We start from the raw sequence: 12,454 nt of genomic DNA, 5'->3' as shown, positions 1-12,454 counted from the left end.
CAGCTACTAACACAGTTCTTGTTTGAATATCTTCAAAATCTAATGGTTGCCATAACGAAAAGAGCATCACCTGCGTAATTTCCTTATACGAATAGAACCCCTTTTCCTTGATCTACTGCTTAAGCGACGTCTTGAACTGTGTTTGGGGTCGGTGCTGCGAACACAGTTCCAGTAGCAACCCCATCGACAAGACCTTCTCCTATAAAGCCAAGGAATAATGGTTCATGTCCACTTCCACCACCTGTAACAATCACAACCTTATCCTTGATATCTTTACGAATGATTCCGTTTATATTTTCTACTCTTTAGTTAATAAATCGTTATATGCATACATGCACCCTTCTATTGCTTCCTGAACTACATTTCTAGGATTGTTGATTATCTTTTTCATTTCTGTGCCCCCTAATATAAAAGTATATTAAATGATGATATTTTTTTATTTATTTTTTCGTTTTAATACTGTCAATTTATCATTTTAGTTGTTCAAGGAATAAAATAGAGGGTGACTTTGGTTATAAATAACCTTAAGTACACCCCCTTCTTAATATAATTTAAGTATTTAAAATTCACGCCATTTAAGTAGCTTTGTTTTCATCTATTTCTGCTAAGTGATATTTCCGTTTTGAAATGTATTTTTGAAATAAAGGAGTAAACAATGTAAGAAATGCTAAAGCTATTAAAATTGCAGATATTGGTCTAGTAACAAAAACAGTCCAATCACCATCAGCTATTACTAGACTCCTTCTTAAATTTGATTCCATCATAGGTCCTAAAATTAATGCTAAAATTAATGGTGATGGTGGATAATCATGCTTTTTTAAGAAATAACCGATCAACCCTGCAATCAACATTACCCATACATCAAACATATTATTTCCAAGTGCAAATGAACCAACAACACAAAGGATTAATATAATAGCAGCTATGTATATTTTAGGAATACTAAGAACCTTTACAAAAAGTCTAATAGCTGGTAATCCAATTATTAATATTAGTAGATTTGCCAAAATCATTCCTATGAACAATGTATATACAAGGGTAGCATTTTCCGCAAATAGTAAAGGGCCAGGTTGTAATCCTTGTACCATTAATGCCCCAAGCATTACAGCAGTTACAGCATCACCCGGAATCCCTAACGTTAGCAAAGGAATCATAGCACCACCAGTTGTAGCATTGTTAGCAGCCTCAGATGCAGCAACCCCTTTAAGTTCTCCTTCACCAAATTTTTCGTCTTTTTTTGCAAATCTTTTAGCCTCACCGTATGCAACAAAACATGAAATATCTCCACCAGCTCCAGGAATCATACCAATGAATGTACCAATCCCAGTGGAACGTAAAATAGTAACGATTAAAGATTTAAATTCATACCATTTGAGTTTTGCTTTGTCTTTAATTCTTAGAACCTCTCCACTTTTAAACGAATCTTCAATAGTTTGAAATGCTTCTGATGCAGCAAACAAACCAATCATAATTACAATGAAATCAACACCACCCATTAGGTTAGTTGAGCCAAAGTTAAATCTCGGAAAACCACCTACGGGATCCATTCCTATCGATGCAATGAGTAGTCCAAGGAAACCCATAATAAAACCTTTAATTGGATATTTACCAGCAATTCCCGAAATAATTGACAGTCCAAAAATCGCTAAGGCAAATGATTCTGGGGCACTAAATTTGAGAGCGAATTGCGCCAACTTTGGTGCGATGAGGATTAAGATAACAACACTTAGCACACCCCCAATTGCTGATGATATTGTTGAAACGGTTAACGCTTTTAATGCTTGACCTTTTTTTGCCAATGGGTATCCGTCAAGAGCAGTTGCAGCAGAAGATGGAGTACCTGGTGTGTTAAGCAAAATTGCTGCAATGGAACCACCATAGATTGCACCAAAATAGACACCAACTAATAATAATATACCGACTACTGGATCCATACCAAAGGTCATTGGAAGTATAAGCGCAACCCCCATTGTTGCCGTTAACCCTGGTAGCGACCCTATTGATATCCCAACAGCTACACCTAAGATTAATACAATTAGGATTCTGAAATCCAATATATTAGGTAGTGCTTGTATTAATTCCATATTTTCACCTCGACGTTATAAAAATAAACTTCCAACCGGAACAGGAACTAGTAACATTTTTTCGAAGAATAAAAATACAAATAAATTTGTTCCTACTGAAACAAGAATGATCGTAATAACTTTTTTTACGCGACTTAACAATAAGAAAAGAATTATGAAGATTGCGGAAACAATATAAAAACCTAGATATGGAATTAAAAAGATATAGATTATTGAAAGAGCCATTATGCCTAAAACTAAACCGAAATTCTCATATATTGTTTGGGTTACAGTTTGCTTATTTCTAATTTCTCTTATTCCCTGGATTAATAGGATTATTGAAAGTAAAGTTAGTATACCAGAGTACATTTTCGGCATAAAACCTGGACCCACATCTGCTGGATGTCCCACTGAAGGGAAATCAAGGCTTATGACAAAGAAGAGACCAGCAATAATAAGAAAAAGTACACTTCCAATTATTTTTTCGTTCCTCAAGATATCACATCCTTGTAGACTATTCGATGATAAATCATTGTAGTAATATTTTTATAAAAGGAGAGAAGAGAAGGGTTTCTAAATCCCACTCTTCTCTCAAACTAGTACTATTCTAAGTCTAAGCTAGAAATAAGTTCTTCATAAATTTCATGGCTATTAACCATTAATCGTTTAAAGTCAGCTGAATCTCTTAAAACAATTCCTAAACCATTATTTTTCATAAATTCTTTAAACTCTTCTTCTTCAGCTGCCTTTGTAAAAGCATCAGTTAATACAGATACAACTTCGTCTGGGGTATCCTTTGGTACTGCAACACCTCTCCAAACTCCAATTTCGCCAACATCGTATCCCACTTCTTGGAAGGTAGGTGAATCAGGTAATGTCTCTAAACGATCATTTGACATAATCGCTAGAACTTTTAATTCTCCAGCATTTACTTGTGATAATACTTCAGGTGGTTGGACAGAAGCCGCTTCAATGTGACCACCTAGAAGGGCAGTTACTGCTGGAGCACTACCATCGAATGGTACATGGTTAAATTCTGTTTCAGTTGCTTTCTCCATTGCCATTGCAGATAAATGTCCTGTTGCACCTGTACCACCATTACCGATTCTTACTTTACCTGGGTTTTCCTTCGCATAAGCTAAAAATTCTTCAATAGTGTCATACGGAGCATCAGCAGGCACAACAATAGAAGATGGGTCAAAATTAAATTGTGCAATTGGCTTAAAATTCTCATGTGTTGTTGTAGTTAATCCCAAATGCGGCAACATTGTTACTTCAACCGTAAGCATTGTAATAGTATATCCATCAGCCTTAGAGTTAGCCCCTTCAGTCATACCAACAGCACCGCCACCACCGGTTTTATTAATTACACCGATTGACTGCCCTAAGTGTTTTTCAGCTGAAGTAGCAATTGCTCTAGATACTGCATCCGTTCCTCCACCTGCAGAATATGGAACTATTAGACTAACTTGTTTCGTAGGAAAATCTACCTTTTTGTCACCGTCACTTTTTACTTCACCTTCAGTCCCCTTCGTAGTACTACACCCCGCAACTACAAACGCGATCGCCATAAGTAAAAATAGAAACTTTTTCTTCATAATTTCATTTCCCCCTTAAAGTTTTCTAATTTCACTTTCACTTTTTTATTTATTTTCTCTAAGTGTCGTCTACTTGCATTCAGTTTGTTCTATGCACAGTACTTAGAGGTTTACCAAAAAAAGCAAAAGTGTTGAAACCCCTTACATTTGACTCGATAATTTATAAACCTTTAAATAAAGTATATTATATATTTTTGTTTATTCAATATTTTTATTGAATTTATTTTTAAATATTTTTAAATAGTCAAAAATTCTATTTCATTCGAAAGTAAATGCGATAAATAAATAAAATAAAAGGGAATCCTAGTGATGAGAAAGATCATAGATAATTCACCTGAAGATTTTTTTCTATTACTAAATTTCCTATTAAACTAACTCTTCTTCTTTCGATTCAACAAAGCTTAGGAAAGTTGATAAGATGAAATAAGCTGATGTCGCTCCTGGATCTTGAGCACCGATTGATCTCTCACCTAATCTACTAGAACGGCCAATTTTAGAAATGAGATCCTTCGTTGATTTCATTCCTTCTTCACCAGCTTGTACAGCTTCAGTAAATACTTTGACAAATTCTTTCGTTAGTGGTGTTTCCTTTACTAATACATCACCGAATGGAATTAATGTATCTAGAATGGTTTTATCTCCTACTTTTGCCTTACCACGATCTCTTACACCGTTAACAAAGGCAATCCAATAATCGATAAGATCATCATTCGTCAATGCGGATTTCCCCTTTACCACTTGCCCTGCTCTCATAAAACCAGTTGCATACAGTGGTCCAACAGATGAACCAACTGCATTTAAAAATGTCATCCCAACAGTTGTACTAATTTTTCCGCAGTCAATTTCTTCTGCTAATTGATTGTTTAACTGGTCATTAATCGCTTGCCAACCGATAGACATTGTTACACCGTGGTCTCCATCCCCGAGCTTACGGTCCAATTCACAAAGGTAGTCTTTTTCTTTTTCTACAACTTCAACTACTTGCTTCATATAATTTATCAAATCTGTTGCTGTGAAATTCATTATCATCATTCCTTATCATAGATTTAATGGATAAAATTGTCTCTTTGTGGTGCAATATTTATCTTTGAACAAACATTGGACAATCAACAGGGTGATCAATCAATTTCTTCATTTCATCATCTAGCTTGGTAAGAGTAATTGAACATCCACCCATTTCAAGTGACGTAATGTAATCGCCTACATATGAACGATGAATATTAATTCCCTTTTCTTTTAGTACCTGCTCCACTCTCCTAAACATAATGTATAGTTCCATCCGAGGAGTAGACCCTAAACCATTAACTAAAACTGCAACTTCGTCTCCATCTGTTAATGGCATATCTTCAAAAATAGGTGCTAATAATTGATCGGCTACATTATCTGCAATATCAATCTTTGTTTTTCTAATTCCTGGCTCTCCATGGTGGCCTAACCCAATTTCCATTTCATCTTCACCTATTTCAAAACTTGGCTCTCCTGTTTGTGGCAATGAACATGGACTTAGTCCAACTCCCATAGAACGTGTTACATCATTAGTCCTTCTTGCAATATTTGCAACTTCTTCCAACTTGTATCCTAATTCAGCAGCCGCTCCTGCCATTTTATAAACAAAAAATTCCCCTGCAATTCCTCGTCTTTTTTCTTTTTCTTCTTTTGGAGCAGAAGCCACATCGTCTGAAGCAAGAACCATTTCAACTTTTATATCTTCCATTTCTGCTAATTCTGCTGCCATTCCGAAGTTCATAACATCACCGGCATAATTACCATATAGATAAACTACACCAGCACCTTTATTAATAGCTTTTGTTACTTCTAGGATAGGTGCTGGAGGTGGAGATGCGAAGATATTCCCTACAGCCACACCATCAGCCATACCTTGACCAACATATCCCATAAAAGCAGGCTCATGACCAGAGCCACCACCAACTAAGATTGCAACCTTTCCATCTTCTTTAGTCTTCGTCGAAACCAGTGCACGGTCATGCTCTTCTAATCTTTTAATATAGTTTGGATGGGCTTTTACATACCCGTCTATCATTTCTTCAACGACATTTTTAGGATTATTAATAAGCTTTTTCATTTATATCGCTCCATTTCTAATAGTACGGATTTAGTATTTTTATATAATACCTGCTTCCTTCAATATCTCGTTTAGTGCATCTTTTTTCTCATCATTAAGTACTCGTGCTGGAGGCAAAACATTCGTTGAAATATTCAAACCTATCATGTTCATTGCTTCCTTCACCACTCCAATAAATGGAGAATCTAGTTTGTACAACTTTGGAAAAGTTGAAATTTGTTTATTAAGTTTTACAGCTAACTCCAAATCATTCTTCATAAATGCATCGTATAATCCTAGTGCTACTTGTGGAGCAAAGTTTATACTTGCACAAATTGCACCGTCCCCTCCAAGACTTAACGTATTAAATAAATGGTTATCAAATCCTGCAAATACAGTAAAGGATGGAAATTTAGTTTTAACAATTGTAATCATTGAATGTATGTGTTCAATAGAATCAATTGTTTCCTTTATGCCTACTATATTCTCGTGTCTCTCAACCAACTTTAAAACAAGTGATGGTGATAGGTCCTGACCAGTTAAATTAGGGAAATTATAAAGCAGTATAGGTAGCTTTACAGATTCAGCAATATCGCCAAAATGCTTTAATAGATTTTCCTCCGTTAATGACCAGAAGTATGGATTAATAACAACGATACCATCTGCACCGATTTCTTCTGCATGTTTACTTAATAAAATTGTTTCATTAGTACTAGAACTACCTGTACCGATTAAAACTGGCACTCTCTTCGAAACATATTTTGTTGTAAATTCTGCGACCTCGATGCGTTGTTCCGTAGATAATTGTGAGAATTCACCACCACTCCCAAGGAAGAACAACCCATCAACCTTTTCTTCAATCAAATAATCAATGACTTTTGCCGTGCCTTGTCGATCTAATTCTCCATTTTGATCAAAAATAATTGAAACTGGCGGAATGATGCCATGAAAATATTTATTCAACGATTTTACTCCCCTCGAATATAAATAAGTATTCTGTTACTGTTAACCTATTAAACTGTACCTACTCCTAAAACGTCAGTTAAAATACCTCTTAGGGTCGCTTCATTTTTAAAGCAAGTATTCTTATCCCCTTTACCACGTACCTCCATTGCAACACGTAAACCATTTTCCTGTTGAATACCTAGCTCAATGGCTTTTTGGAGAATAGTAGCAATTCTTTTTGGAGTAAGAAAGCCAGGTTCACCAATTTCCATATGAAAATCGCCATACATTTCACTCTGAGAATCTAAAACTGCATTTGAAAAATGTATTTGATGAATTAGGTCTTTTCCTATTTCTAATGCCTCAAGGATATTTTCTCCATTAAGCGCTGCATGTGCAGTGTCAAATGCTATTCCAACATTTTTATTTTTTTCCTTCACCCTCGATAACAATGCAACAGTTTCCTCTGTAGTTCCAATAATTCTTTTCTTATGGGAAAAACGATCCAATGGTTCAACTAATAGATTCATATTGTATTCATTCGCCGCCTCAGCTATCTCGCATAGGCTTTCATAGAGGCATTCAATACCTTCAGCCCAGCGTTCATTCCCAGGTGTATTACCAGTAACTATCGCGATATTTTTCGCTCCGATTTCCGCAGCTAAATATAAGCTATTTTTTATTTGCCTAACTGTTTCTAATCTTAGAGAATTGTCTATGATTGAGACATCTAAGTTATTCTCCTCTAGTAAAAACGTTAGCCACTGTGTAACTTCAATTCCATTTTTTTCTGTGATATCAGCAATTTTTTTTCTTTCATTTTTATTAAAACCGTCACCTAGTTCTATAGATCTATAAAAATCCTCTATCACTAATCTTTCAAGCACGTCAACAGCAAAGTCTTTTTCCCTTTTAAATGGATGGAAGACTTCTGGAAATAATAAAGAAGGGAGAAAGTTAGCAGTCATTATTTAAACACTCCTTTTACAATCGGGTGTAAGTTTTTCTTTACATATTCACCAATCTCCACGATTGTGTTACTCGTGTCCAATTGTGCTTCAGGTGTTTCTTCTTCCACAATAACCCAGCCATCATAACCATTATCATGTAGAATCTGAACACATTTATTAAAATCAATATCTCCCTCGCCCATTTTCATCCATTTAAAATCTATAGAGGCGTCTTTAAAATGAACATGCTTAATTAATGGTAATGCCTCTTTGAATATCTCTACTGCATCCATCCCACCGAATGCTATGTGACCAACATCCGGAGTGTAGCCCATGTATCTTGGATCCAATCCATTAAATAACACTTCGTAGTCTTCCTTAAATCTCCAATAAGAAGTTTTATAGGAAATTGGATGTAACGATGTGATAATACCGTTCTCAAGTGCACGCTTTCCGAGTTCATTCGCACCTTTTATAATCTCTTTCTGCCTTTGGTAAAGATTGTCACGATTAGACCCAATTCTAGATGGAACATTCATGATAGCACTTGGGAAGTGTTTTAAATACTTAAAGAAGTATTCCTCAAGTTCCTTTTCTTCTTCAGATGCTTCTCCCCCTGGAAATGCGTGAGGTATAGTTAGAGCAGCTAACTTAAGTCCTCTTTTATCTAATTCTTCCTTAAATCTTTCAGGTTCATTTCGATATCTTCCTAATAGAGAGATTTGCATATCAAGCCCTGTAAATCCGCCTCTTTGTACATCATCCATAATTTTATCCATAATATCTGCTTCTATGTCATAATCCAACACCCAGGTAGAGCCTTGACAGCCAAAATCAATCGCCATCTTTATACCTCCTAGTAATATTATTTGTGCATCCATTTTGCAAAAATTTGTATTAAGTATGTAAAACTATTATTCTATAGGTATCAAATCATTATCACTAAATATAGATTACTCTCATTTTTCAAAAAATTCTCTATAGTTATTTGTAATCGTTTTCAGGATGCTTAAATAATATATTATCATTTATTTTCGATTTGTCAATGTTGTTATTGATTTTAAACTATTTCAAGTCTTAAAAGAGGTATATTAAACTAAAACGAAAGTAAATAAAAAAATAAGTGTTAACCTTTATAAAAAGTAATTTTAGAATATTCGTTCGAAAATAATTACTAATAGTGAAATATATTTTCCTGAAATCACAAAATTCTATGGGTTAAGGTTATCCAGAATATAAAAAGAGTCTACTTATATGAACTACCCGAATAAGGGACACTTATAAAAAAGTGCCCCTTATTCGGGTTTTTCTATGTCTATAACTAGTTAACCCGTTTATAATTAAATAAATTTAACGGAGTAATCATTCATTATTAGAAATCATTTTACAGAATACCAAATTAAAGAGCTTGAGAAAAACCTTAATGTGGTTCAGGCTTCCGATAGATCTATTACTAATACTGCTTCCTTTAAACTTAAGGCTGTACAGGAATATAATGTTGGAAAGACACCTACTCAAATCTTTATTGAAAATAGATTTGATTTAGATGTTTTAGGGAAGGATCAACCGAAAAGATCATTACAACGTTGGCGGAAGACTTTTAAACAGTTTGGTGAAGTTGGTTTTCAATCCGAAAGAAGAGGCAAAGCAAGTACTGGTCGTCCAACTACTAAAAACCTTTCAGCGGATTTGGGGAGGAGTAAAAAAAGAGAAGGAATACCTAACGGGATCTGTTATCTGTAGCATAAAACAAAAAATGCAAAAAAATATTCCAATAAATAGTGAAATTATTTTTTGGTCTCTATCTGTTGATATATGGGCTTTCTGGCAACATTTCTAGGTTTAAGTAAGTCGATTTAAAAATTGGAAATGATTTTTAACAACACCTTTAACCAAAATAATTATTTAATTTAGTAATCATTAATTCAAAAAAAGACGATGGATGCTCACCGCCTTAAGTAATTGTTTTATCTTTCTGTAAATTTATTTTTGAAATAAAGGTAATCAACCTTATGTTTTGTGGCCATTAATTGTGATGCAAGTATTGCGGTGTAGATAGTTGTTAATAGTATGCCAAAAACTGCTATCCCTAATATTGAGTCCTTGTTATTCAAAATAACAACCTCCACTTCTAAAAGAATATATAGGAATTCATATTGGATTTATTCAATTCAAGGTTTTAGAATGACTTTTATACAATTATCGGTCCTTGTGTCAAAAACTTCGTATCCATGCTTTGCCTGGTCTAATGGAAGAACATGTGTAATTACATCACCAATATCAACCTTTCCTTCAGATATAAGATTATAAAGAAAAGGCATATACGGAATTACTGGGGCCTGACCCGTTTTAATGTCAACATTTCTTTGGAAAATGTCTCCTAACGGGAAACCATTATAACGTCCCCCATAAACACCGGTAATTTGAATGGTTCCAGCTTTGCGTACAGCCTGTGACGCAATGACAATACCGCCCATCGCACCGCCATGAAGCTTCATTCCAGATGCAAGATATTCAAGTGGCGTCATCTTGCCGCTCATACCTGAACAATCAATAACGATATCTGCTCCACCTTGTGTTATTTCTCTTAAATATTCGCCAACGTTTTCATGTTCTTCGAAATTTACAGTCTCCACTTTATTGGTCCGTTTCGCATGCTCAAGCCGGTATTTGAGGTAATCGACCGCAATAACACGCTCAGCACCTTTAAACCAAGCAAATTTTTGAGCAAGGAGACCTACTGGACCACATCCTAAAACGATGACAGTATCACCAGCTTTGACACCAGAGTGATCTACACTCCAATAAGCTGTTGATGCAGCATCTGCTAGTAATACTAACTTTTCATCTTCTACTTCGCAATTCTCCGGTATTTTAAAGGGAGTAAAGTTTCCATATGGAACTCGCAAATATTCAGCTTGTCCGCCAGCAAATCCACCGGTTGTTTCTGAATATCCAAAGAAACCGCCCATTTCACCATGAGGGTTTGAATTATCACATTGGCTGGTTATGTCATTGTTACAGTACCAACAATGCCCGCAGCTTACATTAAAGGGAATAATTACCCGATCCCCTTTTTTAACTTTTGTTACTTCCGGTCCTACTTCTTCGACTACCCCCATCGGTTCATGGCCTATTACGTAATCAGTTGGCATATTGGGAATCATTTGATGAATCAAATGCAAATCGGATCCGCATATAGCAGAAGTTGTTATTTTTACAATGATATCATCGCCATTTTTAATTTTTGGGTCTTTTACTTCTTTAACCTGGACATTTTTATTCCCCTGGTACGTGACAGCTTTCATTTTTCTCTAACCTCCCTTATTTATTAGGCGTTGCGAACATTCCAAGTCTATCCGTATCATTCGGGAATAAGTTCATCCCAGCAATCATTAGAGCATTTTCGGCAGATTTAAGATCCAACTCAACTTGCTTGCCAACATCGTTTGGATATAACCACCCCTTGCTGATCATCAATTCAGATATCTCGGTGTGTAAACCAATAGATAGTTCCATTTGCCTGTATAATGCCTCTCTTAACTCCATGGTTGCTGTTTCAGTTAACGCAATGGCATATGTATGAATGCCCGTTTTAACTGACAGAAGAAACTCCAACGCAATGCCCGAGTCTGCCATTTCTGGCATATGTTCAGCACCTTGGGGATCTAAATAATCCATTTCCATTTTTTTCACCTCATTCTATATAATTGGTTCTTGCCCCTTTGTAAAATTCTTTAAGTTCATTTATCGCTGCAATTGACTGTTGAACATTTTTTTCCATCAGTGCTTTTAAATCATTATCGAAACAAAGGCCCTGCATAAGCTTTGATTTCAATAAGCATACAGTGTTCAGGTTTAAAACCTCATGTGTTTCCATTGTTTCATGATAAGCTAAGCTTTTCTTTTCCATGACTTCACCTCCTGAATTTAAAATTCCTTTAATATGTGAATATTATCCCCATGAAATGTTATTTGTTATGGATTATTTTGGGAGGAATGTGTATCTCTAATTGAAGTAAGATAAGAGAAGTTTTTAAAGAATGGAGAGATACTCTTGACAAAATATTTGGGACTACACGAAACTCTGGAGACACTCGAGTTAATTGCATTTAAAACAGTATGTTTAACAAAAGCTGTAACTATGAGCAAATTGCTTCCTGATGGAGACCTTAAAACGATTCTTTCTGCTGATTTAGAATCAGGAAGTCAAGAACTTAAGCAACTTAAGACCTTTATTACAAACCGGGAGGAGACACAAAATGACTAATATCCTGCAAAATATGGCTGGAATGGGAGGATTAACAGAACGGGCAATCGCCTCGGATTTTCTGATTTCATCTAAATCTGCCGTCAGAAATCTAGCATTTGCTATTACGGAAACAGCTACACCTGAACTGAAATCAGCTCTTCGCGAGCAATTAAGAAATGCAGTGGATACACATGCTAAGATAACAGAGTTTATGACTGCCAATGGATATTATCATCCTAATCATTTAGGTGATCAATTAAATGTAAGATTGCAGGATGCTCATACTGCTTTAAGCCTTAAAGATCAATAGGGGCAGATAACGTATGTTTTATGCAAAAAAAAATCAGCTGCGATTAAACAGCTGATTTTTCCCTTCTATATATTACACAGGTAGATCTTCAACCTTACACGCTAGTTATTGCTTCACCGGTACTGCGTTCCTGCTTTCGCAAGAGAAAAGTCAATTCTAAAAATGCCTTGAATTTGATTTCCTTATTGCAGATCACATCAGGATTTGGCGTTCTTCCCGCCTTATATTCTTCCAGGAAGTGGGTGAACACCTTATCCCAATTCCTATTAATGTT

Annotated in this window: 16 protein-coding genes and 1 pseudogene; 3 read left to right on the top strand and 14 right to left on the bottom strand. The window is 35.5% G+C overall.

Translation table 11 applies throughout. The annotated features are described in order from the left end of the window. Window positions 1-119: 119 nt before the first annotated feature. The 9 genes from ACFVAD_RS10850 to ACFVAD_RS10810 all read right to left on the bottom strand — a co-directional run bounded on the left by ACFVAD_RS10850 (window position 120) and on the right by ACFVAD_RS10810 (window position 8,463). Window positions 120-281: a dihydroxyacetone kinase subunit DhaK gene (locus ACFVAD_RS10850; protein ID WP_386639677.1), complete on the bottom strand. Its 162-nt coding sequence runs from the start codon at window positions 279-281 to the stop codon at window positions 120-122. A gap of 294 nt (window positions 282-575) precedes the next feature. Beyond that, entirely contained in the window at window positions 576-2,084 is a 1,509-nt protein-coding gene (locus tag ACFVAD_RS10845) for a tripartite tricarboxylate transporter permease (RefSeq protein ID WP_386639396.1), read from the bottom strand. A 15-nt stretch (window positions 2,085-2,099) separates the two neighbouring features. After that, the gene (locus ACFVAD_RS10840; RefSeq protein ID WP_386639393.1) at window positions 2,100-2,558 is read right to left on the bottom strand and encodes a tripartite tricarboxylate transporter TctB family protein; all 459 of its coding nucleotides are present in this window, start codon (window positions 2,556-2,558) and stop codon (window positions 2,100-2,102) included. A gap of 107 nt (window positions 2,559-2,665) precedes the next feature. Further along, the gene (locus ACFVAD_RS10835) at window positions 2,666-3,661 is read right to left on the bottom strand and encodes a tripartite tricarboxylate transporter substrate binding protein (protein WP_386639391.1); all 996 of its coding nucleotides are present in this window, start codon (window positions 3,659-3,661) and stop codon (window positions 2,666-2,668) included. Between the two features lie 366 nt (window positions 3,662-4,027). Beyond that, window positions 4,028-4,684, bottom strand: a complete 657-nt coding sequence (gene dhaL / locus ACFVAD_RS10830; RefSeq protein WP_386639388.1) for a dihydroxyacetone kinase subunit DhaL — start codon at window positions 4,682-4,684, stop codon at window positions 4,028-4,030. Window positions 4,685-4,742: 58 nt separating this feature from the next. Continuing rightward, on the bottom strand, window positions 4,743-5,744 hold the full coding sequence (gene dhaK, locus ACFVAD_RS10825) for a dihydroxyacetone kinase subunit DhaK (protein ID WP_386639385.1): 1,002 nt from the start codon (window positions 5,742-5,744) through the stop codon (window positions 4,743-4,745). A gap of 39 nt (window positions 5,745-5,783) precedes the next feature. Further along, window positions 5,784-6,686 carry a dihydrodipicolinate synthase family protein gene (locus ACFVAD_RS10820; protein ID WP_386639382.1) on the bottom strand — a complete coding sequence of 301 codons (903 nt, stop codon included), beginning with the start codon at window positions 6,684-6,686 and terminating at the stop codon, window positions 5,784-5,786. A 50-nt stretch (window positions 6,687-6,736) separates the two neighbouring features. Further along, window positions 6,737-7,636, bottom strand: a complete 900-nt coding sequence (locus ACFVAD_RS10815; protein ID WP_386639380.1) for a sugar phosphate isomerase/epimerase family protein — start codon at window positions 7,634-7,636, stop codon at window positions 6,737-6,739. Further along, a complete protein-coding gene (locus ACFVAD_RS10810; RefSeq protein WP_386639377.1) occupies window positions 7,636-8,463 on the bottom strand; it encodes a sugar phosphate isomerase/epimerase family protein in 828 nt (275 codons plus the stop codon). The genes ACFVAD_RS10815 and ACFVAD_RS10810 overlap by 1 nt, the downstream gene beginning before the upstream one ends. Window positions 8,464-9,043: 580 nt before the next feature. Between ACFVAD_RS10810 and ACFVAD_RS10805 the strand changes: the two genes are divergently transcribed. Further along, the gene (locus tag ACFVAD_RS10805; protein ID WP_386639374.1) at window positions 9,044-9,361 is read left to right on the top strand and encodes a hypothetical protein; all 318 of its coding nucleotides are present in this window, start codon (window positions 9,044-9,046) and stop codon (window positions 9,359-9,361) included. Between the two features lie 224 nt (window positions 9,362-9,585). Here ACFVAD_RS10805 and ACFVAD_RS10800 read toward each other — a convergent pair whose 3' ends face one another. From ACFVAD_RS10800 to ACFVAD_RS10785, 4 genes are read right to left on the bottom strand one after another with little or no spacing between them, the layout of a single operon-like run. After that, window positions 9,586-9,732 carry a hypothetical protein gene (locus ACFVAD_RS10800; RefSeq protein WP_386639371.1) on the bottom strand — a complete coding sequence of 49 codons (147 nt, stop codon included), beginning with the start codon at window positions 9,730-9,732 and terminating at the stop codon, window positions 9,586-9,588. A gap of 57 nt (window positions 9,733-9,789) precedes the next feature. Continuing rightward, window positions 9,790-10,926, bottom strand: coding sequence for a zinc-dependent alcohol dehydrogenase (locus tag ACFVAD_RS10795; protein WP_386639369.1), 1,137 nt, complete (start codon window positions 10,924-10,926; stop codon window positions 9,790-9,792). A gap of 16 nt (window positions 10,927-10,942) precedes the next feature. Continuing rightward, window positions 10,943-11,305 carry a spore coat protein gene (locus ACFVAD_RS10790; protein WP_386639366.1) on the bottom strand — a complete coding sequence of 121 codons (363 nt, stop codon included), beginning with the start codon at window positions 11,303-11,305 and terminating at the stop codon, window positions 10,943-10,945. 10 nt (window positions 11,306-11,315) lie between these two features. After that, complete coding sequence (locus ACFVAD_RS10785) at window positions 11,316-11,531, bottom strand: spore coat protein (RefSeq protein ID WP_386639364.1); 216 nt, start codon at window positions 11,529-11,531, stop codon at window positions 11,316-11,318. 144 nt (window positions 11,532-11,675) lie between these two features. Here ACFVAD_RS10785 and ACFVAD_RS10780 point away from each other — a divergent pair, with 144 nt between their 5' ends. Then, window positions 11,676-11,888, top strand: coding sequence for a hypothetical protein (locus ACFVAD_RS10780; RefSeq protein ID WP_386639361.1), 213 nt, complete (start codon window positions 11,676-11,678; stop codon window positions 11,886-11,888). After that, on the top strand, window positions 11,881-12,180 hold the full coding sequence (locus tag ACFVAD_RS10775; protein ID WP_386639358.1) for a spore coat protein: 300 nt from the start codon (window positions 11,881-11,883) through the stop codon (window positions 12,178-12,180). The genes ACFVAD_RS10780 and ACFVAD_RS10775 overlap by 8 nt, the downstream gene beginning before the upstream one ends. A gap of 115 nt (window positions 12,181-12,295) precedes the next feature. On the opposite strand, the pseudogene ACFVAD_RS10770 reads toward ACFVAD_RS10775, so the two are convergent. Continuing rightward, window positions 12,296-12,439, bottom strand: a pseudogene (locus tag ACFVAD_RS10770) (tRNA 2-thiouridine(34) synthase MnmA); the annotation flags it as partial. Between the last annotated feature and the right edge of the window lie 15 nt (window positions 12,440-12,454).

The organism is Sutcliffiella sp. NPDC057660, from assembly GCF_042800035.1.
Classification (GTDB): domain Bacteria; phylum Bacillota; class Bacilli; order Bacillales; family Bacillaceae_I; genus Sutcliffiella_A.
The sequence above is the reverse complement of the archived record's forward strand: the minus strand, read 5'-3'. Positions and strand labels throughout refer to the sequence as shown.

What these genes read in the sequence shown, in the direction of transcription:
- ACFVAD_RS10795 (WP_386639369.1), bottom strand. Translation starts at nt 10,926, where the DNA reads ATGAAAGCTGTCACGTACCAGGGGAATAAAAATGTCCAGGTTAAAGAA.
- ACFVAD_RS10815 (WP_386639380.1), bottom strand. Translation starts at nt 7,636, where the DNA reads ATGACTGCTAACTTTCTCCCTTCTTTATTATTTCCAGAAGTCTTCCAT.
- ACFVAD_RS10835 (WP_386639391.1), bottom strand. Translation starts at nt 3,661, where the DNA reads ATGAAGAAAAAGTTTCTATTTTTACTTATGGCGATCGCGTTTGTAGTT.
- ACFVAD_RS10775 (WP_386639358.1), top strand. Translation starts at nt 11,881, where the DNA reads ATGACTAATATCCTGCAAAATATGGCTGGAATGGGAGGATTAACAGAA.
- dhaL (WP_386639388.1), bottom strand. Translation starts at nt 4,684, where the DNA reads ATGAATTTCACAGCAACAGATTTGATAAATTATATGAAGCAAGTAGTT.
- ACFVAD_RS10810 (WP_386639377.1), bottom strand. Translation starts at nt 8,463, where the DNA reads ATGGCGATTGATTTTGGCTGTCAAGGCTCTACCTGGGTGTTGGATTAT.
- ACFVAD_RS10790 (WP_386639366.1), bottom strand. Translation starts at nt 11,305, where the DNA reads ATGGAAATGGATTATTTAGATCCCCAAGGTGCTGAACATATGCCAGAA.
- ACFVAD_RS10845 (WP_386639396.1), bottom strand. Translation starts at nt 2,084, where the DNA reads ATGGAATTAATACAAGCACTACCTAATATATTGGATTTCAGAATCCTA.
- ACFVAD_RS10785 (WP_386639364.1), bottom strand. Translation starts at nt 11,531, where the DNA reads ATGGAAAAGAAAAGCTTAGCTTATCATGAAACAATGGAAACACATGAG.
- dhaK (WP_386639385.1), bottom strand. Translation starts at nt 5,744, where the DNA reads ATGAAAAAGCTTATTAATAATCCTAAAAATGTCGTTGAAGAAATGATA.